The 20,376-nt window shown below is 39.4% G+C and carries 28 protein-coding genes; 19 read left to right on the top strand and 9 right to left on the bottom strand.

Annotated elements, in window-relative coordinates; all coding sequences use genetic code 11:
- Positions 1–15: 15 nt before the first annotated feature.
- From NSU13_RS12005 to NSU13_RS11985, 5 genes are all read right to left on the bottom strand, one after another.
- Positions 16–684, bottom strand: coding sequence for an ABC transporter ATP-binding protein (locus NSU13_RS12005; protein ID WP_041118047.1), 669 nt, complete (start codon positions 682–684; stop codon positions 16–18).
- Entirely contained in the window at positions 677–1,222 is a 546-nt protein-coding gene (locus tag NSU13_RS12000) for a hypothetical protein (protein WP_034280043.1), read from the bottom strand. The genes NSU13_RS12005 and NSU13_RS12000 overlap by 8 nt, the downstream gene beginning before the upstream one ends.
- Positions 1,223–1,243: 21 nt before the next feature.
- Positions 1,244–1,783, bottom strand: coding sequence for a stage II sporulation protein M (locus NSU13_RS11995; protein WP_244858541.1), 540 nt, complete (start codon positions 1,781–1,783; stop codon positions 1,244–1,246).
- The gene (locus tag NSU13_RS11990; protein ID WP_231122779.1) at positions 1,746–2,651 is read right to left on the bottom strand and encodes a hypothetical protein; all 906 of its coding nucleotides are present in this window, start codon (positions 2,649–2,651) and stop codon (positions 1,746–1,748) included. Before NSU13_RS11990 ends, NSU13_RS11995 begins: the two co-directional genes overlap by 38 nt.
- Positions 2,652–3,584: 933 nt before the next feature.
- Positions 3,585–3,911 (bottom strand): uberolysin/carnocyclin family circular bacteriocin, encoded by a 327-nt coding sequence (locus tag NSU13_RS11985; protein ID WP_034280046.1) that lies wholly within the window; start codon positions 3,909–3,911, stop codon positions 3,585–3,587.
- Between the two features lie 261 nt (positions 3,912–4,172).
- On the opposite strand from NSU13_RS11985, the gene NSU13_RS11980 reads away from it, so the two are divergent.
- The 7 genes from NSU13_RS11980 (at position 4,173) to NSU13_RS11950 (ending at position 8,645) form a co-directional block, all read left to right on the top strand.
- Positions 4,173–4,739 (top strand): GNAT family N-acetyltransferase, encoded by a 567-nt coding sequence (locus tag NSU13_RS11980; RefSeq protein ID WP_313960052.1) that lies wholly within the window; start codon positions 4,173–4,175, stop codon positions 4,737–4,739.
- 16 nt (positions 4,740–4,755) lie between these two features.
- The gene (locus NSU13_RS11975) at positions 4,756–5,310 is read left to right on the top strand and encodes a delta-aminolevulinic acid dehydratase (RefSeq protein WP_211043215.1); all 555 of its coding nucleotides are present in this window, start codon (positions 4,756–4,758) and stop codon (positions 5,308–5,310) included.
- Positions 5,311–5,469: 159 nt separating this feature from the next.
- The gene (locus NSU13_RS11970) at positions 5,470–6,873 is read left to right on the top strand and encodes a polysaccharide deacetylase family protein (protein ID WP_342489532.1); all 1,404 of its coding nucleotides are present in this window, start codon (positions 5,470–5,472) and stop codon (positions 6,871–6,873) included.
- A 107-nt stretch (positions 6,874–6,980) separates the two neighbouring features.
- The gene (locus tag NSU13_RS11965) at positions 6,981–7,172 is read left to right on the top strand and encodes a hypothetical protein (RefSeq protein WP_098676961.1); all 192 of its coding nucleotides are present in this window, start codon (positions 6,981–6,983) and stop codon (positions 7,170–7,172) included.
- Between the two features lie 289 nt (positions 7,173–7,461).
- A complete protein-coding gene (locus NSU13_RS11960; RefSeq protein WP_098676960.1) occupies positions 7,462–7,887 on the top strand; it encodes an NUDIX hydrolase in 426 nt (141 codons plus the stop codon).
- 35 nt (positions 7,888–7,922) lie between these two features.
- Positions 7,923–8,339, top strand: coding sequence for a hypothetical protein (locus tag NSU13_RS11955; protein ID WP_254001377.1), 417 nt, complete (start codon positions 7,923–7,925; stop codon positions 8,337–8,339).
- Between the two features lie 9 nt (positions 8,340–8,348).
- Positions 8,349–8,645: a DUF3986 family protein gene (locus NSU13_RS11950; protein ID WP_254001376.1), complete on the top strand. Its 297-nt coding sequence runs from the start codon at positions 8,349–8,351 to the stop codon at positions 8,643–8,645.
- A 22-nt stretch (positions 8,646–8,667) separates the two neighbouring features.
- Here the strand turns inward: NSU13_RS11950 and NSU13_RS11945 are convergent, their stop codons facing one another.
- Together NSU13_RS11945 and sigK are read right to left on the bottom strand one after the other, a co-directional pair.
- Positions 8,668–9,150, bottom strand: a complete 483-nt coding sequence (locus tag NSU13_RS11945; RefSeq protein WP_211043223.1) for a DinB family protein — start codon at positions 9,148–9,150, stop codon at positions 8,668–8,670.
- Between the two features lie 663 nt (positions 9,151–9,813).
- Positions 9,814–10,542, bottom strand: a complete 729-nt coding sequence (gene sigK, locus NSU13_RS11940; RefSeq protein WP_034738387.1) for an RNA polymerase sporulation sigma factor SigK — start codon at positions 10,540–10,542, stop codon at positions 9,814–9,816.
- Positions 10,543–10,763: 221 nt separating this feature from the next.
- On the opposite strand from sigK, the gene NSU13_RS11935 reads away from it, so the two are divergent.
- The 4 genes from NSU13_RS11935 (at position 10,764) to NSU13_RS11920 (ending at position 13,823) form a co-directional block, all read left to right on the top strand.
- Positions 10,764–11,885: a tetratricopeptide repeat protein gene (locus NSU13_RS11935; RefSeq protein WP_024427938.1), complete on the top strand. Its 1,122-nt coding sequence runs from the start codon at positions 10,764–10,766 to the stop codon at positions 11,883–11,885.
- A gap of 156 nt (positions 11,886–12,041) precedes the next feature.
- Complete coding sequence (locus tag NSU13_RS11930) at positions 12,042–12,782, top strand: polysaccharide deacetylase family protein (protein ID WP_046311839.1); 741 nt, start codon at positions 12,042–12,044, stop codon at positions 12,780–12,782.
- A gap of 84 nt (positions 12,783–12,866) precedes the next feature.
- On the top strand, positions 12,867–13,595 hold the full coding sequence (locus NSU13_RS11925; protein WP_240491071.1) for a GDSL-type esterase/lipase family protein: 729 nt from the start codon (positions 12,867–12,869) through the stop codon (positions 13,593–13,595).
- A gap of 78 nt (positions 13,596–13,673) precedes the next feature.
- Positions 13,674–13,823, top strand: a complete 150-nt coding sequence (locus NSU13_RS11920) for a hypothetical protein (protein WP_162842499.1) — start codon at positions 13,674–13,676, stop codon at positions 13,821–13,823.
- 135 nt (positions 13,824–13,958) lie between these two features.
- Here NSU13_RS11920 and NSU13_RS11915 read toward each other — a convergent pair whose 3' ends face one another.
- Entirely contained in the window at positions 13,959–14,099 is a 141-nt protein-coding gene (locus NSU13_RS11915) for a sporulation histidine kinase inhibitor Sda (RefSeq protein WP_003217327.1), read from the bottom strand.
- Between the two features lie 361 nt (positions 14,100–14,460).
- Between NSU13_RS11915 and NSU13_RS11910 the strand changes: the two genes are divergently transcribed.
- Genes NSU13_RS11910 through NSU13_RS11875 form a run of 8 tightly spaced genes read left to right on the top strand, consistent with a single transcriptional unit; the run spans position 14,461 to position 19,478 of the window.
- Entirely contained in the window at positions 14,461–14,982 is a 522-nt protein-coding gene (locus NSU13_RS11910) for a YqeG family HAD IIIA-type phosphatase (RefSeq protein ID WP_008356191.1), read from the top strand.
- Between the two features lie 2 nt (positions 14,983–14,984).
- A complete protein-coding gene (gene yqeH, locus NSU13_RS11905; RefSeq protein ID WP_025092936.1) occupies positions 14,985–16,085 on the top strand; it encodes a ribosome biogenesis GTPase YqeH in 1,101 nt (366 codons plus the stop codon).
- Between the two features lie 21 nt (positions 16,086–16,106).
- Positions 16,107–16,949 carry a shikimate dehydrogenase gene (aroE, locus tag NSU13_RS11900; RefSeq protein ID WP_046311834.1) on the top strand — a complete coding sequence of 281 codons (843 nt, stop codon included), beginning with the start codon at positions 16,107–16,109 and terminating at the stop codon, positions 16,947–16,949.
- On the top strand, positions 16,943–17,233 hold the full coding sequence (gene yhbY / locus NSU13_RS11895) for a ribosome assembly RNA-binding protein YhbY (protein WP_008342507.1): 291 nt from the start codon (positions 16,943–16,945) through the stop codon (positions 17,231–17,233). Before aroE ends, yhbY begins: the two co-directional genes overlap by 7 nt.
- Positions 17,234–17,246: 13 nt before the next feature.
- A complete protein-coding gene (locus NSU13_RS11890) occupies positions 17,247–17,816 on the top strand; it encodes a nicotinate-nucleotide adenylyltransferase (RefSeq protein WP_335370827.1) in 570 nt (189 codons plus the stop codon).
- A complete protein-coding gene (yqeK, locus tag NSU13_RS11885) occupies positions 17,806–18,369 on the top strand; it encodes a bis(5'-nucleosyl)-tetraphosphatase (symmetrical) YqeK (RefSeq protein WP_034280084.1) in 564 nt (187 codons plus the stop codon). The genes NSU13_RS11890 and yqeK overlap by 11 nt, the downstream gene beginning before the upstream one ends.
- Positions 18,370–18,381: 12 nt before the next feature.
- Complete coding sequence (rsfS, locus tag NSU13_RS11880) at positions 18,382–18,738, top strand: ribosome silencing factor (protein WP_003217467.1); 357 nt, start codon at positions 18,382–18,384, stop codon at positions 18,736–18,738.
- Positions 18,735–19,478, top strand: a complete 744-nt coding sequence (locus tag NSU13_RS11875; protein ID WP_041106941.1) for a class I SAM-dependent methyltransferase — start codon at positions 18,735–18,737, stop codon at positions 19,476–19,478. The genes rsfS and NSU13_RS11875 overlap by 4 nt, the downstream gene beginning before the upstream one ends.
- A gap of 48 nt (positions 19,479–19,526) precedes the next feature.
- Here the strand turns inward: NSU13_RS11875 and comER are convergent, their stop codons facing one another.
- Complete coding sequence (comER, locus tag NSU13_RS11870) at positions 19,527–20,375, bottom strand: late competence protein ComER (RefSeq protein ID WP_024423047.1); 849 nt, start codon at positions 20,373–20,375, stop codon at positions 19,527–19,529.
- Between the last annotated feature and the right edge of the window lies 1 nt (position 20,376).

Raw genomic sequence — 20,376 nt, 5'->3', positions numbered from 1 at the left:
ATGCCTTTTGTATGTCTAATGCTCCATTTCATTTAATTGTCCCTGATCCAGCTGGAAGAAACGATTTCCTAACTCTGAATAAAGGTAGCGCTGATGGCTTGTAAATAAAACACATCGATGAGAGAACTCTTTTTTTAATAAAGAAATCGATTGTATTTGAGAGGCTTCATCAAGAGAGGTAAAAGGCTCGTCAAGAATGATCAGCTCTGGAGATCTTGCCACCATACAATTAAAGAAAAGTTTATATCTCATGCCCAATGAATATTGTTTGACAGGCATTTTTAGGGCATGAGTTAAATCAAATGTATCACAAAGCGATAGAAAGGTGTCTTTGTATAAAACCTTTTCCGACTTTTTCATTTTCCATAAAGACTGGATAAGCTCCATATGCTCGAAACCAGTGAGCGCATCATAGACTAAAGGTTTATCTGGGATGTATGCTACCAGACTTTTATATTGAGCGGTTCCAGGGTGATGCTGCTCGTTAAGTAAAATCGTTTCTGATGCTGAAGGAAGCAGACCTGCGATGATCTTTAAAAGTGTCGATTTACCGCTGCCGTTCTTTCCAATAATACAAGCTCGATCACTTTCTTTCAGATCAAATGACACATGATCGAGAAGGGGAGAATTCTCTTCTGTTGTTTCATAGCGAAAAGATAGCTGAGACACTTGAAGTTTAGCCATTGATGAATCCTCCAATAACAAACGCAGTCGTCACAAGCATATACAAGATCACAGTTGCTAAGGCAGCTTTTTTTGATCCTTCAGCATAGTAAATAATTCCATCATAAAGGATCCGTAAAAGATATAAGTTGAATAAGAAGGAAACTATTTGAATCAAGAGAAAATAGTGATCTAATTGTAACACCATCACACAATAGATCGCTGCACTATTCACTAATAAAAGAAATGCATTATAAACCAAAATAACAAGATACATTTTGCGTAGAATAAAAGCTTTATGAAAAAAATACATATAAATAGAAGTTAGGACAGTACTGAGAAAATTTAAAATGAAATAAAGCGGGATTGTCAGCAAAAAGATAAAAACAATGCTGGCAAGTTGTTTCCCAGTGGATAAAGGTTCATCTACTAACAAATCAATAATAAAAAATGTTAAAAAGACAGTCGACACAAATAATGATAGTAAGACAAGGCCTACAATGGTTTTAATTGATTGATTCTGATTGAAAAATTGCTTAGGACGTAGAAGTAGCTCCATGGAACCGCATTCTCCTTTCTTCTATGGTAGATGTACATGGCTAACGTATTGCTCTAAAAGAGATGCCATGAATAAAAGAATGGCTGCTGAAAAAATCAATTGAAGCACAGTTAGAGTCAGTTTTTTTAATTCAATTGTTTCTCCTTTTATAAATCGATAGAGATAAATAAAAGGATAAGAGCTGACGATTGAAAACAGAATTAATCCAAGGACTTCTACGAAAGCATGAGGCAGGAGTCCTGTGAATAGCTGCTGCGCTTTGTGAATGACAATCAAATACTGAACGAGTTTGCCGATAATGTAGCCGTTGTAAAAAAGAATGCCTGCAGACATGATGCCGCCTGTAAAAGCTCCAATTCCTAATATCGCCATTCCAACTTGTAAATTGTTTAAGAAAATAGATAGAAAAAACATCTCTTCATCCTTTTTAAGATAAGGAATCTGATCATAAGGAAGAAGGCTTCCGATTAGCACAGCTGCAATAAAGATAGCAGCGTAGAGGTAACCGAGGCGTAGAATCAGTCTATTCTCCGATATAAAACATCTTATTTTTTTCAACATATTCAATCCCTTTATAGATGGTCTTGCGGCATAACACCCAGCAAATCACTGAAACGATCACAAAATATAAAGCAAACAGAACGCTTATGAGACTTGTAGAATGCTGCAAAATAGGTAGAAAAGAGGTCAAGATCATATAGTACATGAAAGGCAACACGAGAAAATTCCTTGCAAAGGCCTGTCCTTTATCGATAACTTCTATTTCTTCATTGGTTGTCCCTATTTCATGCTCGTGAATAAAATTGAATTTTGTTGTGAATGGAAACAAATACAGCTGAATCAATGGAAAAATGTAAAAGCCAATCCCCAATGCCACCAATTGAATGAGCATCTGAACATCAAAAAGGTGATATACACTCATGATTGATAGATTAATGAAAAGTAGAAAGAGTGATGGTATAGAAAATAAACAATAAAATAACTGGATTTTTGATAAGAAAAACTGCATAAGAGATGTTTGAGAAAGCTCATAGAGCCAAATATTCTTTTTTTCAGCACTCAAAGAAAATATAGAAGGGGTCAGCATTCTCATTTCATATGTTTGATTAGCTAAAATCATCACATTTAATGTGAATAATATCTGAATTTGCAAAGCTTGATGATCAATAAGCGAGATCAAACCTGTCATAACCCCGACATAGAAGAAGGCTTCATATGACATGAACATATAATTAAAAAACTCTTTAGACAGCAGCCACCTTTTTTCTTTTAACACCTTAAGGTCTTTTTGAATCAACATATTCTTTTGAAACAGCGAGCCCTGAATTTTATCAAGTGCTTGAAAGTACCAATAATATAAATCTCTAAAATGTTTTGAGCTTTGATCATGCTCTTTCCCAGTCGGAATCCAGCGAACAGGAGTCTTCATGACGAGTGTTGCAGCTAATATCACCACGAAAAATGTGACAGGTGAAGTAAAAAGCGCTAGAAATTGTAGAAATACCGAATCCTGTGAAAATAAAGCATGATGGATTTGCTGAAGATTATTCTGATATAAAGACACCAAGTTGTTTGAAAGTGTAATCCAAAACGCATCTTCTGCAAGCGAAGAAATTGATTGAAAAAGTTGTCGGAAGGTGTGATAAAAAGGGAAAATAACGTTCGATATTAGAACCCTTCCGAATAAGAAGAAAAGTAAAGAGATGCTTGCGAAAAAAAGAACACGAATGATCCCAATTTTTTTTACGACAATGTTATAGATGTAAGCACCAAATATCTTATTGCTGACGATAAAAAGTAAGAAGCCTGTCAATAAAACATTGAGATGCTTCAACCAAAATATCCAGTCATGTGTTTGAGCAATGAAATATTGAAAGAGAAAATAAATCAAATAAGTACTCAAGCTCGTAAATAGAAGCCATACCAACTCTGAAAATAAAAGCGTTTGAAAAAGGCGTCTCGCGGAAACAGGTGCAAGCTGTATTAACTCTTCAAAAGGAAGAATATGCGTTCTTCTATAAGATTCAATTCCTTTGACAATAGAGAAAAGGAACAAAAATATCACAAAAGCACTTTCCCATTCTATTTGATAGACCGAAGAGTAAAGATATGAATAAATAACGAATACAATCAGGCATCCGAATAAAGTATCAAGAATGCAAGAAAATAATATGTATTGTTTAGAAGAAAACGATTTGAAAAATGAAACCCTGCGTATTATAAACTGAGCTAGATTTGAATATTGTTGTTTCATTCTAATTGATAGAAGTAGTGATAATAATGGATATAACATCTTCTCACCTGCATAAAAATTTAAATAGAAGGAGAACAAAGTCTCCTTCTATTGAGTCATAAAATTGAATTACCAAGCAATAACAGCTTTACGGCCTTTTTTCTTAATTTCGTTTTTAAGGTACTGACGAATTGTCTCTTTACCAGCCGCTGCAATGAGAGAAAGACCACCTGATCCTACAGCAGTTAAAATGGAGACAATTGTTGTAACAGCCCCGCCCGCTTCAACCACGTTCAGAACAACAGCTGCAACACTGCCTGGAATACCAAATTCTTTTGCTAGATCAGCAACGGGCAGCATTTGTAGCGAGAAGGAAAAAAGAGCTAGCATAAGGAATCCTACTGCTAAAGCACCAAAAAGAACATGTAGTTTGATTTCATTTCTTGTTTCTGTCATATCAAATTCCTCCCTTTTTTGTATTTTTATTACTATTTTATCTTAAGATATCTTTTAGTTCATCGCAATCCTTTTTTTTCATTTTTTTCATGAATTAGTTATAGATTAATATAAAAAAGGTGAAAAGATAAGTGAGAAAAGAATCGTTTTTGCTAGAATAAAACACGTAAACATGATCTGAAATACCTTGTTTTCACAGGTGGGAAAGCGAGTCTAATTTGCATATAGGTAAAGAGATATGTGCAGAGGGACCAATATCCTTTGATCAAAATCTTCTTTCAAGATAAAATTGGAAGTATCCATCATTCTTTTGGAGGCGGTTTTCTGAATATTCGATTGTTAACACCAGATGATGCTGAAGAATATGCAGCACTCAGACTAGAAGCACTGCGATTAAATCCAGAGGGTTTTGCGATGAGCTATGAGGAAGAGCAAATCAATACAAAGGACAAATATAAAGCGCGTTTTGCTTCGGCCCAATCTATGTGGACTTTTGGCGCTTTTCATCAAGGGCAGCTTGTGGGGGCAGTCACGCTCATCCAAGAAACCTTGCAGAAGTTAAAGCATCGAGCGAATCTGACAGCGATGTATGTAACACCTAGTGCCCGCGGAGAAGGAGCAGGCCAGGCCTTGATGACAAAAGCTCTTTCCTTTGCGCGAGAACGGCAGGATATCGAGCAAATGTATTTATCAGTGGTGACAACTAATCACTCAGCCAAGCGCCTCTATCGCTCCGTTGGATTTGAGTCGTACGCTGTCGAAGAAAAAGCGCTAAAATGGGCTGATACATATGCAGATGAGGAAAAAATGGTTTTATTTTTATCATAGTCTGGAGGAGATAGAAGTGGATCAACAGGCCATGCGTATCATATTAGCAGCAGGACCCAATAGTGAGCTGGAATCTTTTGCCCTGCGTGCAGCACTTGAAAACTTCGGCGTGAAAGTCGATATGCATTGGATCGGAAGACCGAATGATCTGATTCATGTGTTATCCGGCAGAAATAGAGGTGAAATAGATTACCTTCTTTTATCGTTTCACGGTGAAGAAGGAGCATTTATCCTGCCTGAATTAGGGGAAGATGTTTACGAAGATGAGGAGCCTAGAGATACTGCCTTTGGAGTGGATGAAATCAAGCGGTATGCCTCCTTAAAAGGAATTCATGTCATCTCTACAGGCTGCACACTAGGAGAGAAAAATTTAGCAGATGCTTTCTTAGAGTCAGGAGCTACATCTTATACGGCACCGGACGATTACATCGATGGGAATGCAGCATTTATTTTTGTGCTGACCATGCTGTACGAGCTCATGAACAATACAAAGACGGTCAGAGCGGCATTTGATCGAGCGCGTTCCATTGATGAAGAAACGAAATTATTTCAACTATATATGCAAAAGTAATCAAAGGACTGAGAAATCAAGTCCTTTTTTTATTCCTCTCTAAAAATGTGTCGAAAATGTGACAGTTATGTGATTTGCAAACTAAAAAGGGTGCATGCAAAGTCTATCCTACAAACACACGTCATTCAGGCATGACGGCATCACGAGAGGAGAATCATTGTGTCAATGAAATGGAAAGTCAGTCTCGTCCTATGCGGACTTGCGATGATCATCGGAATCGCTGCGTTTTATCATAATCAGCAGGCAAGCGGGACAGAGAAGAAGAAGGTAGAACCAGATGCGAGCTATAAAGAAGTTGAAATTGTGACCCTCGTGAATGACGGGAGATACTTGAGATATGCTGTGAACTATCCTGTGTTTCATCAAAAAAAGCTAGATCAAGAGATGAAAAGATTTGCAGAAACAGCGCTGGACAAATTCAAAACATCGTTTAGTGAAGCAATTGATGTCGATGAAGATCATCGATACGAATTAAACATAGATTACGAGATTACTCATTATGCCAAACAAACTGCTGCGATCAAATTCAATACATATGAATTGAAAGGCGGAGTAAAAGGCGCACATGAAACGAAGATATTCAATTTTGATTTCAAGAAACAGCAGTTTTTATCAATTGATGATCTATTTTTATCAAAGAAAAAAAGTCTGCAAAAACTGTCTCAAATGACATTTGAGGAGTTGAAAAAAGATCGCTCTCTTGCTGAAAACGAGCATTTGCTCAAACAAGGAACGTCTCCTAAAGCAGAGCATTATCAGTATTTTGCCATCAAAGATCGTTTTATTGAATTCTACTTCCCAGCAGGGCAAATTGCACCAGACAAACAAGGCCCTCAAGTGCTGGCGATTAAGAAAACACTGCTTAAAGGCATGTTAAAGCCAGAATACATCAATAAAGAAAAGAACAAAAACGAGAAAAAAGAACCGATCGCAAAAAGAAAGATCGTAAAACTGCCAAAACAGGGAGTATTCAACCCAAATCAAAAAGCCATTGCCCTTACATTTGATGATGGACCAAATCCATCAACGACCTCAAAAATCTTAACAGCTTTAAAAGAAAACAAAGGACATGCGACATTTTTTGTATTAGGAAGCAGGGTTCAATATTATCCTGATATGCTGGGTGAAATCAGAAAAGGTGGAAATGAAATCGGAAATCATTCCTATAGTCATCCTTTACTCACAAGACTGCCATTAAAACAAGCCATCAAGCAAGTAGAAGATACACAGCAAATCATTGAAAAAGCAGGCGGGTTCACACCGACTCACTTTAGACCGCCATATGGTGGAACAAACAGGCAGATCAACGAGGCTGTCAACATGAAAGTCACGCTTTGGGACGTAGATCCTGAAGACTGGAAATATCGCAACAGCCAATACGTCGCCAACTACATTCTCACACATGCGTCTAGCGGAGAAACCGTCTTAATGCACGACATCTATGACACCTCTGCAAACGCAGCTGTCACGATCATCAAGGAATTGACCAAACAAGGATATCAATTACTAACCGTATCGGAGCTTGAGCAGTGGAAGGAAATACGGGCGAAAAAGGTGAATTGAATACGTAAAAAAGATGCGAGTCTTAGAGGATTCGCATCTTTTTTAAAGCCAATTATGAACATGGAGGAAAAATATGTTAAAGTGGTTGTAGAAAGGGAGGGCTTCGAATGATGTTGATGAGGTTGATCAGCATATATATGCTGACAGCGTTTAGTTTGGGATTTGTCGTAAACTATGTACCTGGTTTGATGCTGCCCGTCTATATACTTGCGATGATTGGGCTCATTTTATGTCTCGCACATATTGCGCTCCATTATATTCGGCGAATTAGATATATGTTGTTTGATGAAAAACGATAAGATTTCTCCTAGTGCAAAAACCTCCTGCTAGATGCGTGAGGTTTTTATTTTTTCGGTTTTTGATGTTCTAACAGTTGGATGATTTTCTCGTTTGACGCTTTGAGTTGTCTCAAAAGAGAAACGATATTTCCTGTGAATCCTATGAGCACAATAAGTAAAATGATGATAACACGCTATGACTTCCATTAATTTATATCAAGGATACAGTATAATAAGAATGTATAAAATGAACAGTTCGTGTCATATATTCGACAATTGATGTGAATGGAGAATGTTGAGGGGGATTCATTTGAAACGAGTAGACGTGGTTTCAGCTATTATTTATGACGAGGAAGAAAATCTATTAACGGTCAAGAATGTAAAGGGATATTGGGAACTTCCGGGCGGTGCTGTAGAGAAAGGTGAACACCTGCAGCAGGCTGTCATCCGCGAAGTGAAAGAAGAGACAGGGTATGTTGTCAAAGTAAATGAACTTCATTCGGTTCGAGAAGCATTCTTTCAAGATAAAAAACATCACGCACTTATCATTACGTTCTTTGCGGAAATCATCGGGGGAGAGATGAACATTCTAGATCCGGATCATGATATTGAAGAAGTAAAATGGGTCAGCACTCAAACCTTTCAAAAGCTAAACCTAAAGTTATATCACATGCTAAAGTTAAACCAACAAACACAAGCTTTTTATGATTTTGAGGGAAATAGAACAATTGGTTGAATCCAAATTGATAGAGGCATGAAGGAGCGATATTGATGTTTTTATACTATGGGCCTACAGAAGCTCCGATAGAAAATCCCGGACAAGAATTCATGAAAAGAATCTTCTTTCAGGAGGGTGAAGAGTATTGGAAACAAGGTAACGGGGAATCTTCCATTGAGGTAGAGGATGGTTGGGAAAGTGAAAGTCTAGTTTTCTTTTATACTGAACCGTATGGATTCTTTATCATCAGGTATCCAGATTTTTTAGTCCCTTTTCAAAAGGTAGAAAAGATCGAAACGATCGAGCATTTCATAGCAGGATCACCATTGTATGTGCCATCGTGCAGCTATGTCGACCGCAATCAGGCATATCAAATCATTCAACATTTTTTGATGACAAAAAAGGTACCTGACTCTGTTGAATGGGTCGAGTTGAGGAATATTGAGTTTCAGCATGAAGTGAAAAGTTAGGGGAGTAAGGTGAAAGTGTGTACAAATGAAAGAATACATAGTTTAGATGAGAGTATGCATTTACATGTAGGATATGATGAACAAGGTTGTGATTATGAAGGCGTGTTTTTTAAGAGTTTAGAAACAGGAAGATGGTTATTGTTTTTTGATCAAAAAAGTTACGGGTTGAATCTCTTAAAGAGTTATGAGGAATACAATCATTTAGGCTTATTCATTGTGGAATATTCAATTGAAGATGCTCAAATCGAAGAGAAAGGTCAGCAATTATTTGAGTGCTTTTTAAAAGAAAATGGCATAGTGGAATAAATGAATGGATCTTTAACTGACCTTACTTTTCATAAGAATGTACTGATTTTAACTTTCTACCGATAAAATTAGCAGATACAGGTGTTAATTCTTTTTCTCTTGCCCAAACAGAAAGTTGACCGATATGGTGAATTTCGTGGGCAATTATATGATGTAATATTTCATTTTTAGTGTATTCATCTTCATCCCAAGGAACTGTTACCATTCGATCTTGTTTTTCATCTAAATGAAACTTTAAAATTTCAACGATTTCATGTCGTAAAGTAGATGAGAGAGTTTTTACCTTCGTCAGAGACTTGTAATCATCAAAATTCAATACCACGTCTTCTTTACCCTGAATACCACGGAGCCAACTATATTCAACATCGATAATGTGAAAAAGAGTGTATAAAATACTCCCCACTCCACCTATGCGGTCTTGTAACAACTCTTCTGTTGTTAGTTGATGACACCAGTTAACCCATTCGTCTCTAACCTGCCAGTTGTACTCAAAAAACTTAATCATTATGATCACTCCAAAGTTAAATTGTTTGTTTAAGTACTGCTATCTCTGAAAAATATTCTTGTTGAATTAAACGACACAATCTACATGATCTGGTGTCAGTTTAGAACCAATCATACTATCAACCTTGTTTTCATAACATGACCCTTGGAAACTGTTACGTTTATAGGGTCTCTTGCATCAAGTTGTTCTTTTGGGTAAGCGGTAGTTTATCAATGTGTTTTAACAAATTACTAAACGCCTTCCTCATACTTCTAATATCCCGAATGTTTGTTCCTGTATTGATTATACTAAGCTTTCTGACAGGTATCAAATATCAACATTTACTTTTAACAGAGCCTTTTTCTCTTCAAAAAAATTGATTAGCAAGAATACACGAAGCATCATATTTTATTTTTTCGTATTTAAATTTTTTAAGCATTAATGCAGAATACAATACTTATATGCAAATCGCTTTGCCATCATTTCCTGCAGTACTCTAAATAGTGGAGCATAATGAATTGATTTCCTTCATGCCTTAGTTCATGACCAAAATCTTGCCATTGTTCTTGAGGGCTAAGGCGGCAGCTATTATCAAAAGAAATGCAGAGTGACAGTAGCTTAGTGCCGAAATCAAAAACAGACCTCATGAGGTCTGTTTTTGTTAGAAGTTAGGAAAATTTATTTTCACTTCCCCTTCTCCCGCTTCCGTTTTTCCTTCTCCGCCCGGTAAAACTCATGAAACATCTTCATCAGCGCGCGCTTCTCAATACGTGACACATAGCTCCGCGATATCCCAAGCTCCTTGGCTATTTCCCGCTGCGTTTTTTCTTTCTTTAAATCAAGGCCGAACCTGCCGACGATGACTTCTTTTTCTCGGCCGTCGAGAATGTCGATATACTCCTTTACTTTTTCAAGCTCCATGTTGAGCTGAATGGTATCGATCACATCTTCATTTTCGGATTTTAAGACATCGATTAATGAAATTTCGTTGCCTTCTTTATCCTGACCGATGGGATCATGCAAGGAGACATCTTTTTTCGTTTTTTTGAGCGCGCGTAAATGCATGAGAATTTCATTTTCAATACACCGCGCCGCATACGTTGCCAGCTTTGTTCCTTTTCCAGAAGAATAGCTTTCGATGGCTTTAATGAGTCCGATCGTCCCGATGGAGATGAGGTCTTCAGCGTCTTCCCCGGTATTTTCAAATTTCTTTACAATATGGGCGACGAGCCGAAGGTTATGTTCAATCAGCATGTTTCTTGCGTGTTCATCGCCCTGTGCCATGAGGGCTAAGTATTTTTTTTCATCATCTCCCGAAAGGGGCTGTGGAAAGGCATTGTTTTTGACATAGGACACTAAAAACACCAATTCTTTGACCATCAATCCCATCGCTGTAAATACTCCTGCCACGATTTTCACCTCCACCATGTTTAGGCCGCTGCCTATATCCTCAAATGTATGTGAAGGGGGGATTGTCTGTGTCTGTACGATGAAAAAATCATGTTTTTCGAAAAATGTTCGTCTGTTTTTACAGCTCCCCTCATATGTTTGCGGTTTCTTTGCGGTGCTTGGCGGTCAAGAAGCGTGCTAAAATATGTAATATTAGACCGAAAAGGAAGGGGTTTTTTCGGAACATGGGGAAGGTTCTATCTTCACATGTAGGTATGAAAATTAATGAATGGTATCGAATGATACGGCAGTTCAGTGTTCCAGATGCGGAAATCTTGAAAGCGGAAGTTGAAGCGGAAATTGAACAAATGGAAGAGGACCAGCATTTACTGATTTATTATCAGCTCATGTGTTTTCGGCACCAAATCATGCTTGACTATATACACCCTTCAAAATATCAACCTTTCTCAGTATCTAATCTAGTCGATAAAATCGAAAACTCCAATCATGAGTTATCTGATATGCTGCATTATTACCATGCATTTTTTCGTGGCATGCATGAATTTAGTCAAAAAGAATATTTAGAAGCCGTCAAATATTATCGAGTCGCAGAAAAGCAGCTGTCCATGGTATTTGATGATATTGAGCAGGCAGAGTTTCATTTTAAAGTGGCAGAAGCCTACTATATCATGAAACAAACACATGTCTCCATGCACCATATTTTAAAGGCGCTGGAAATATACGATCAGCATGATGCGTATACCATTCGCATCATTCAATGTCTCTTTGTCATCTCAGGAAATTATCAAGATTTAAAACGAAAAGACCGGGCACTGCCTCATTTAAAAAAGGCAAAACAGCTCGCATCTCAAATTGATCACCCGCGCATATACAGTTCAGCGCTCTATAATTTAGGAAAATGTTATGGTGAGCTTGGCTATAGAGAGGAAGCGGAACGATATTTAACGGAATCTGCTGATCTTGCCCGCAAAGAGCTGCTTCCAACGCTTCCGCATACGCTCTATACGCTGGCGAAGCTGCTTTTTAGACAGAATGAACAAGCGGATGCCCTGCGCATATTAGAAGATGGGAAATTGGCTGCAAAGAAGCATGAAGACCAGCTGTTCTGTCATATGTTTGAGTACCTGGATGCTTTATATGTTCAGGAAATCAATGAAGACCAACTGCAAAAAACCATTGATTATTTGGAAAAACTTAGCCTATACTCTTATATAGAGGATATCTCACTAGAAATTGCGACAGCCTTAGAAGCCTCTCAACAATACAAGAAGTCCAACCAGTATTATCAGAAATTATTATGGGCTCAAAATCAAATCCAAGAAGGAGAGTGTCTGTATGAATTCTAAGCAACGTTCGACAGTTGAAGAGAGAAACCAAACGTGAAACAAAGAGCGGGCCAATATGGCCGGCTTTTTTTATTTGAAAAAAAAGCGGATATGAGCATGAATTGATGAGAAAGCGGGCAATTTATCGGTAATGATGTCGGTGGAGGAGGCGGTCGAATGAGAGGGCTGCATATCTTGATGTGTATATGGCTGCTATGTGCTTTTATTCCTAATAAAATAGAGGCACGTACATTAAAACGAGTCGATCTTGAAAAAACGGGACGTGCCTTTTGGGATGTGAGAGCGGAACGGAAAAAGATTGCGATCACCTTTGATGATGGACCTCATCCAGTGTATACAAATCAAATATTGGATGTGCTGAAGGACCATCAAGTGAATGCAAGCTTTTTTGTGATAGGGAGCCGAATTCATACATATCCAATGATCGCAGAACGGATTGTGGACGAGGGGAATGAACTCGGCAATCATACGATGAATCATACGTATTTTGACCTTTTGTCGTCAAAGGAGATCAAGCGGGAATTAAAAGAATCAGCGGCTCATATCGCTTCACTCCAGCCTGGCGGTCCCTTATTATTTCGCCCTCCTGGTGGACGCTTAACAATGAAATCATTCCGCATTCTATCAAAGCAAGGGTACGATGTGGTCATGTGGTCCTTTACGCAAGATCCGAAGGACTGGTCAAGACCAGGCGCACGTAAAATTGCAAGCCGAATCATTGATCATATTCAAGGCGGCGATATCATCCTTTTACATGATGGCGGAGGAAATCGCAAGCAAACGGTAGAAGCATTGAAACAAGTGATTCCTGAGTTGAAGAAGAGGGGCTATGAATTTGTAAAAGTAAGTGAACTGCTGCACCATGACAAAGCATATATGCCTGTTCAGCTGCAATAGGCAGCATTCGTCAAAAACATTCATTCATTGAAACCAAAAGTCTTGTCGTTTACTATATGAAGAGGGCTTTTGGAGGTGAATGTTGTGAAGAAATATGTTTTCCTTTTTATCCTACTATGTGTTGCTGCTGGGTGCTCAAAACCAGTACAAGAAAGCGTCATCGCATTTGGTGACAGCAATACAAGAGGATCAAACTGGGACTTTCGAGATTATCCAACATCTGAAAAATGGGTGAATCTCATGAAAAACGTCGAGCGCGGCCAAATTCAAGTGAAGAATGCAGGCATTGGCGGGCAGACGACTGAAGACGCGAAACTTCGCTTTGAGCAGGATATTTTAAAACAGAAACCAACTTACGTCCTCATCATGTTCGGCACGAATGATGCGGCGATTTTAGACGGGAAACATCCCCGAGTGACGAAAAAACGGTTTAAAGAAAATTTAATCTACTTTGTTTCTGAAAGTAGAAAAGAAGGCATAACCCCGATTCTCATGACCTGTGTGCCTGTTGTAGAAGGCGGGAAAAAGGGCTTGTATTATTACTCTAGATATAAGTCATCTTATTTTGCCGGGAGAGGCGGGGCAAGAGCTTGGCAAAACTCTTATAATGATATCACCAGAGAAGTAGCGAAGGATGAGCAGGTGCCGCTTGTCGACAACTGGAAAGCTTTCATCCGAGAAGCTGGAGAAGATAGTGATCATGCCCTGATTCAGTCAGGTTTAATCGACCCTTCTGGCAATCATATGACACCAAAAGGGGCGAGAATTATTTATAACGAAATCAAAGAGCGTGATGTCATCAAACATTTTTAAATGATGGCCATCTGCCTAAACAAGACCATCCATCCAGCATAGTCTAACAGTATATCTTCCTAGAAGGAGGTAACTGATATGTGGGGATGTCCTTATCCTTACCCTGCGTGTTCGCCTTATCCAGCACAAGGAGCAGGAATCGGTTACGCTTTTCTTGTTGTGTTCCTTGTGGTCATTTTAGTCGTAGGCGGAGGGTTATGGTTTTGGAATGAACAGCCTTGTAATTAAGACACCTCTTCTTTCATCAGAAGGGGTGTTTTTTACGGAAAATAGTAGTAAGCCTATAGCGCAAGTGATATAATATCAGTCACCTGAGTTTAAAAAAGGAGAGTGCTCGGGAGGCATGGTTCCTGTGATATGGAATTAAGAGGAAACAGAGAGCATATGCCCGAGCGAACGTCTTTTCATTTCTGTCTCAATTAATTCAATGAAGTCGCGATTTAAGTTCATTTCATTTGCTTTATAATACGATTCTATAAGTAAATCATCTGACAGCTTTTTCATACTAGAAACCCATATGATGGGAAAAACACCTCCCCTGAAAAAGTTGGCATAAAATTTGAGGAAAAGACATATCATCATAGGTTGATCGACTGTCTTTGAAGTACCTTTAATCTACCATGAATGGGAAACAAGAACAATCGTTCTGTTATCCACATGGTTAAGTGGATAACTTGTGGGTAGAGTGTTTATAATTGAATGAAAGCGTGATGGAATATAGGTGGATAATGTGTGTAAAATTATCCACACCTGTTGAAGGTCCTCATCATATGTCGAAAACTTTTTCATTGTATTCGATAGACAGACAAATTGTGATTTGATTCGACACAATCGCTGAAAACCAATGGAAGAAAGGGTGCAAATTGTGCTAAAGAAGTATTTCTTACCGGATGAATTTGTGAAAAGTATTTTCCACATTTCACCACAAAAATTAAAAGAACGAAATGTAAAAGGAATTATTACCGATCTAGATAACACACTAGTAGAATGGGACCGTCCAAGTGCGACACCGCGCTTAATTGAATGGTTTCAAGAAATGAAAGATCACGGGATACAAGTGACGATTGTATCGAACAATAATGAAAAAAGGGTCAAGCTTTTTTCTGAACCGGTTCATATTCCGTTTATTTATAAAGCGAGAAAGCCTATGGGAAGAGCCTTTAATAAGGCAGTCGCTGATATGCAGTTGAAAAAAGAAGATGTGGTTGTCATTGGAGATCAGCTCATGACAGATGTTCTTGGCGGGAATCGTCATGGCTTCCATACGATTTTGGTCGTTCCTGTTGCTGCCTCGGACGGATTTTTCACAAAGTTTAACAGGCAGATTGAACGCAGAATTTTAGGAGCCTTAAAGCGTAAGGGCCACATTCAGTGGGAGGAAGAGTAATAATGGAAAAGGTTGTTTGTATTGGCTGCGGTGTAGCCATTCAGACGGAAGATAAAGATCAATTAGGATATGCGCCGGCAGCATCTCTATTGAAAGAAGATGTGATCTGTCAGCGCTGTTTTAGGTTAAAGAACTACAATGAGATTCAAGATGTTTCTTTAACAGAGGACGACTTTTTAAATATATTGCACAGCATTGGAGAGACAGATTCTCTCATTGTGAAGGTCGTTGATATTTTTGACTTTAACGGAAGCTGGATCAATGGGCTGAACCGTATTGTCGGCGGTAATCCGATTTTACTTGTCGGCAACAAAGTGGATATTTTACCGAAATCCGTGAAAAAAGATCGTCTGATTCATTGGATGAAACGGGAAGCAAAGGAAAACGGATTAAACCCTATCGATGTTTTCTTGATCAGTGCAAGCAGAGGCCAGGGCGTACCTGAGGTGATGGAAGCGATCGATCATTACCGCGAGGGAAGAAATGTCTATGTTGTCGGCTGTACGAATGTTGGAAAATCAACATTTATCAATCGAATCATCAAAGAAGTATCTGGCGAAGAGAACGTTATTACTACATCCCAATATCCAGGTACTACACTTGATGCGATTGAAATTCCGCTTGATGACGGGTCTGCTTTATTTGATACGCCGGGCATCATCAACCGCCATCAAATGGCGCACTATGTCAGCAAAAATGACTTGAAGATTTTAACGCCGAAAAAAGAATTGAAACCGAGAACGTTCCAATTAAATGAAGCACAAACGCTTTATTTTGGCGGACTGGCTCGATTTGATTACGTAAAAGGCGGCAGAACATCATTTGTCTGCTATATGCCAAATGAGCTGAACATTCACCGTACAAAGCTGGAGAATGCAGATGATTTATATGAAAAACATGCAGGGGAACTCTTGTCACCGCCATCAAAAGAGGGAATGGAAGATTTCCCGCCGCTCGTTCCGCATACCTTTACCATTGATCAGCCAAAAATGGACATCGTCTTTTCAGGTTTAGGCTGGGTCACTGCAAATGATGCGGGCAAGCAAATCAAAGTTTATGCGCCAAAAGGCGTTCATGTGTTTATGAGACGTTCGTTAATTTAAATGTTCAAAGGGGGAGAGACCTTGAAACCTTTATACGGAGTAATCGGTAACCCTGTTGGCCACTCAATGTCTCCGGATATTCATAATGCAGCATTAAAGGATGCTGGAATTGATGGACATTATCATGGCTTTCAAGTAGAAAGTGATGACCTGAAAGATGCGATTAGCGGCATGAAAGCGTTAGGAATCAGCGGCATTAACGTCACTGTTCCTCACAAGGTAGAAATCATGCAGTACCTCGACAAAATTGATGTGACAGCTGAACGCCTCGGTGCCGTCAATACGGTGAGGCTCGAAGGGGGTCAGCTCGTTGGGTACAATACAGATGGAGAAGGCTTTCTTCATTCATTGCTTGAAGCCTTGGATCAGCCGCTATCAGAGCTGTCATTTCTCTTGATTGGTGCTGGCGGAGCGGCAAGAGCGATTTATACGACAATTGCTCAGTATGCACCGAAGAGCTTTGATATTACGAACCGCACCATTGAAAAAGCTGAAGCTTTAATTGAAAGTGCAGAGGGGAAAATCACATCTCAAGCAATCACATTAAATGCAGCGGAAGAGCGGCTTGGGGAATATGATGTCATCATCCATACGACCTCGATCGGCATGTATCCGAATGTTGAAGAAACCCCGATTTCTTTAGCGAACGCAAAAAAAACAGCGGTCGTTTGTGATATTGTGTATAATCCAATAGAAACAAAACTGCTCAGTGAAGCAGCAGGTTTAGGCTTGAAAACAGTGGATGGGGTTGGCATGTTTGTTGGACAAGCAGTAAGAGCCTTTGAACTGTGGACAGGCATTACGCCTGACGCCGGAAAAATGAAGTCAATTGTCATAGAGAAATTAGGAGGAACACCATGTTAAAAGGTAAGCAAAAACGTTTTTTACGTGCACAAGCACATCATTTATCACCTATTTTTCAAGTTGGAAAAGGCGGGGTAAATGACAATATGGTCAAGCAAATTTCCGAGGCGCTTGAAGCAAGAGAACTGTTAAAGGTCAGCGTATTGCAAAATTGCGACGAGGACAAAACGGAAGTTGCGAAAGCACTTGTAAAAGGTGCAAAGGCTGAGCTCGTTCAAACGATCGGAAATGTGATTGTCCTTTACAAAGAATCTAAGGAAAATAAACAAATTAAGCTGCCGTAAAGGTGGATGCGATATGAAAAAAATAGGGTTGTTCGGCGGTACGTTTGATCCTCCCCATAACGGGCATTTGCTGATGGCAAGTGAGGTGCGGATTCAAGTGGGGCTTGATGAAATTTGGTTTATCCCAAACCATATGCCTCCTCATAAAACTGGACGGAAACGAGCAGATAGTCATCACCGGATAAAAATGGTGGAGGCGGCGATTCAGTCAAATCCATATTTTCGGATCGAGCTCATTGAAATGGAGCGGGAGGGTCCGTCTTATACGGTAGATACAGTCGATCTGTTAAAGAAGCGTCATCCAGAAGATCAGTTTTTTTTTATGATAGGAGCGGACATGGTCGAGTATTTGCCAAAATGGCATCGGATCGATGATTTGCTTCAAATGATCACCTTTATTGGGATGAAAAGGCCGGGTTACGTTGGAAGTACGGGATATCCTGTTTTATTTGCAGATGTTCCAGCTTTTGATGTATCATCGACATTGATTAGGCAGCGAATAGAGCAGGGGAACCCTGTCGATTATTTGATTCCGAAAGCTGTTGAGCGTTATATAAAGGAGCATCATTTATATGAATCGTGAAGAAGCATTGAACTGTGTCAAAGAGCAGTTAACAGAGCATAGATATACACATACACTCGGAGTCATGGAGACAGCCATTTCATTAGCGGAACGGTTCGGTGCAGATGTGAAAAAAGCAGAGATCGCCGCTATTTTTCATGATTATGCGAAATTTAGACCAAAAGAAGAAATGAAGGGGATTATCCAAAAAGAACAGATGAACCCTTTATTGCTTGAATATTCGCCCGAGCTTTGGCACGCCCCGGTTGGTGCCTATTTGGTCAAAAAAGAAGCTGGAATTGATGATCAAGATGTGTTAACAGCTATTGAATTTCATACTTCCGGCAGACCAGACATGACCTTACTTGAAAAAGTCATTTATGTCGCAGATTATATTGAACCAGGACGTCATTTCCCTGGTGTCGAAGAAGTAAGGGAATTAGCAGAACATGATCTAGATCGTGCACTGATCCAATCATTAAAAAACACCATCAGTTTTCTAATGAAAAAGAATCAGCCAGTCTTTCCAGATACGCTTGCTACTTACAACTCGCTTGTGCATAAGAACAACTAAGGAGGAATTTGGATGGATTCATCATCAATTTTAAACGTCGCAGCAGGAGCATGCGATGATAAACGGGCTGAGGATATTATTGCCCTTAATATGCAAGGAATCTCACTTGTTGCAGATTATTTTCTCATTTGTCACGGGAATTCTGATAAACAAGTGCAAGCCATTGCAAGAGAAGTAAAACATCTTGCAGAGGAAAGCGGAATCGAAGTGAAGAAGATGGAAGGCTTTGATGAAGCAAGATGGGTATTGATTGACCTAGGTGATGTCATTGCCCATGTGTTCCACAAAGAAGAAAGAGGATACTACAATCTAGAAAAGCTATGGGGAGATGCGCCGAGAGAAACGCTTTCACTTGGCATTAACTCATGATTTATCAAGGGTTTGCAGGTGTGTATGACGAGCTCATGACACATGCACCTTATGATGAATGGGTTCAGTGGATCCAGCAGTATATGAAGCCGAATGCTGCCATCATCGATGTAGGCTGTGGAACTGGAGAGATTTCTCTTCGGTTAGCTGAAAAGGGCCACAAGGTCACAGGAATTGACCTCAGTGAAGAAATGCTGGCCTTCGCGCAGCAAAAAGCGCAGGCGAAAAAGCAGTCGATTCAATTTTTACATCAAGATATGAGAGAGGTTACGGGCTTTGAGCAAGCCTTCCAGGCAGCTGTTATTTGCTGTGATTCCTTAAATTACTTAAAAAACGAAAATGACGTCAAAAAAACCTTTAAAAACATGTTTCAGCTTTTAGAGGCAGATGGGGTTTTACTTTTTGATGTTCATACGCCTTATAAAATGGAAGAGGTATTCCCGGGTTCGACTTATGCAGATCAAGATGAAGAGATCAGCTATATTTGGCAGAGTGATAAAGGGGATGACATGTATTCGGTCATTCATGATTTAAGCTTTTTTGTAAAAGACGGAGACATGTATCAGCGTTATGATGAGACACATGAACAGCGCACATTTCCATTTGAAACATATGCAGCGTTCCTTGAGTCAGCTGGCTTTGAACAAATAGAAGTGACTGCTGATTTTACAAATGAAGCCCCCGGTGAATTCGCCGAAAGGTATTTCATCTCAGCTAAGAAACCAAAAACCATCGTTTAATAGAACGATGGTTTTTTAAAACCCTTTTTTCGCTTGTTGCAAAGATGATTAATTTCTGCGATCATCAGTGAACACGCTTGGCGGATATTGATGCGCAACCGCCTCTAGATCTTCATCGAATTTTTCATGGGTGTTTTGAAAGAGACGGTGAAACATATCTTGCACCCCTGCTTCAAGTGCTTTAATGCCTTCACCAGTGACGCCGCCTTTCACACATACTTTGTCTTGCAGTGTCGGAAGGGTATAGACTCTTTTTTCAATCAATCGGCCAAGTCCAACAAGCATATCCTCTGATAAGGTGGTGGCTTCTTCTTTGGAAATATCCGTTTCTTCTACGGCCGCTTCAATCATTTTCTGAACGAGAAAACTGATAAAAGCAGGTCCGCAGCTGACAATATCGGAAGCCGCTCTTGTAATCGAATGATGGATCTCGATAGGTGTTGAAATGCACGAAGCTAACTGTCTTAACGCAGTTTTCGTCGCGGCATTGCATGATGAACCAAAAGTTAAAAGTGATGCGCCTGATAAAGCGCGGTTTGTAATGCTTGGAATCAGCCTGGCTGTTTGACAAGGAACGATATCCTGAAGCTGTTCAGGATGAACCGGACTTGTAATGATGACAATGGTTTGCTGCTCCGTTAAAAGAGGGCTCAGCTCTTTTAACAGTGGATAAATATCAAGTGGTTTGACACAAACAAAAATGAAATCTTTATTCGTGACAGCCCCTGAAAGCTGTTTCGTTACTTCAAGCTCTGGATGGTTCTTTTTTATATTGAACGCTTTTTCAATGGTTCGGTTTGTAATAGTAATCGATGAGGGATTGACTGCCTTTGATTCAATAAATGCCTCAGTAAGTATGGTACCCATGTTTCCTGTACCGATTAACCCTATATTCAAA

Source organism: Bacillus sp. FSL M8-0049, assembly GCF_038593355.1.
Classification (GTDB): Bacteria; Bacillota; Bacilli; order Bacillales; family Bacillaceae; genus Bacillus; species Bacillus safensis.
The sequence above is the reverse complement of the archived record's forward strand: the minus strand, read 5'-3'. Positions and strand labels throughout refer to the sequence as shown.

Excerpts from the sequence above, each read along its gene's own strand:
- NSU13_RS12005 (WP_041118047.1), bottom strand. The coding sequence starts at position 684 with ATGGCTAAACTTCAAGTGTCTCAGCTATCTTTTCGCTATGAAACAACA.
- NSU13_RS12000 (WP_034280043.1), bottom strand. The coding sequence starts at position 1,222 with ATGGAGCTACTTCTACGTCCTAAGCAATTTTTCAATCAGAATCAATCA.
- NSU13_RS11995 (WP_244858541.1), bottom strand. The coding sequence starts at position 1,783 with ATGTTGAAAAAAATAAGATGTTTTATATCGGAGAATAGACTGATTCTA.
- NSU13_RS11990 (WP_231122779.1), bottom strand. The coding sequence starts at position 2,651 with ATGAAGACTCCTGTTCGCTGGATTCCGACTGGGAAAGAGCATGATCAA.
- NSU13_RS11985 (WP_034280046.1), bottom strand. The coding sequence starts at position 3,911 with ATGACAGAAACAAGAAATGAAATCAAACTACATGTTCTTTTTGGTGCT.
- NSU13_RS11965 (WP_098676961.1), top strand. The coding sequence starts at position 6,981 with ATGATGTTGATGAGGTTGATCAGCATATATATGCTGACAGCGTTTAGT.
- NSU13_RS11955 (WP_254001377.1), top strand. The coding sequence starts at position 7,923 with ATGTTTTTATACTATGGGCCTACAGAAGCTCCGATAGAAAATCCCGGA.
- NSU13_RS11945 (WP_211043223.1), bottom strand. The coding sequence starts at position 9,150 with ATGATTAAGTTTTTTGAGTACAACTGGCAGGTTAGAGACGAATGGGTT.
- NSU13_RS11935 (WP_024427938.1), top strand. The coding sequence starts at position 10,764 with ATGGGGAAGGTTCTATCTTCACATGTAGGTATGAAAATTAATGAATGG.
- NSU13_RS11930 (WP_046311839.1), top strand. The coding sequence starts at position 12,042 with ATGAGAGGGCTGCATATCTTGATGTGTATATGGCTGCTATGTGCTTTT.
- NSU13_RS11920 (WP_162842499.1), top strand. The coding sequence starts at position 13,674 with ATGTGGGGATGTCCTTATCCTTACCCTGCGTGTTCGCCTTATCCAGCA.
- NSU13_RS11915 (WP_003217327.1), bottom strand. The coding sequence starts at position 14,099 with ATGAAAAAGCTGTCAGATGATTTACTTATAGAATCGTATTATAAAGCA.
- yqeH (WP_025092936.1), top strand. The coding sequence starts at position 14,985 with ATGGAAAAGGTTGTTTGTATTGGCTGCGGTGTAGCCATTCAGACGGAA.
- yhbY (WP_008342507.1), top strand. The coding sequence starts at position 16,943 with ATGTTAAAAGGTAAGCAAAAACGTTTTTTACGTGCACAAGCACATCAT.
- NSU13_RS11890 (WP_335370827.1), top strand. The coding sequence starts at position 17,247 with ATGAAAAAAATAGGGTTGTTCGGCGGTACGTTTGATCCTCCCCATAAC.
- yqeK (WP_034280084.1), top strand. The coding sequence starts at position 17,806 with ATGAATCGTGAAGAAGCATTGAACTGTGTCAAAGAGCAGTTAACAGAG.
- rsfS (WP_003217467.1), top strand. The coding sequence starts at position 18,382 with ATGGATTCATCATCAATTTTAAACGTCGCAGCAGGAGCATGCGATGAT.
- NSU13_RS11875 (WP_041106941.1), top strand. The coding sequence starts at position 18,735 with ATGATTTATCAAGGGTTTGCAGGTGTGTATGACGAGCTCATGACACAT.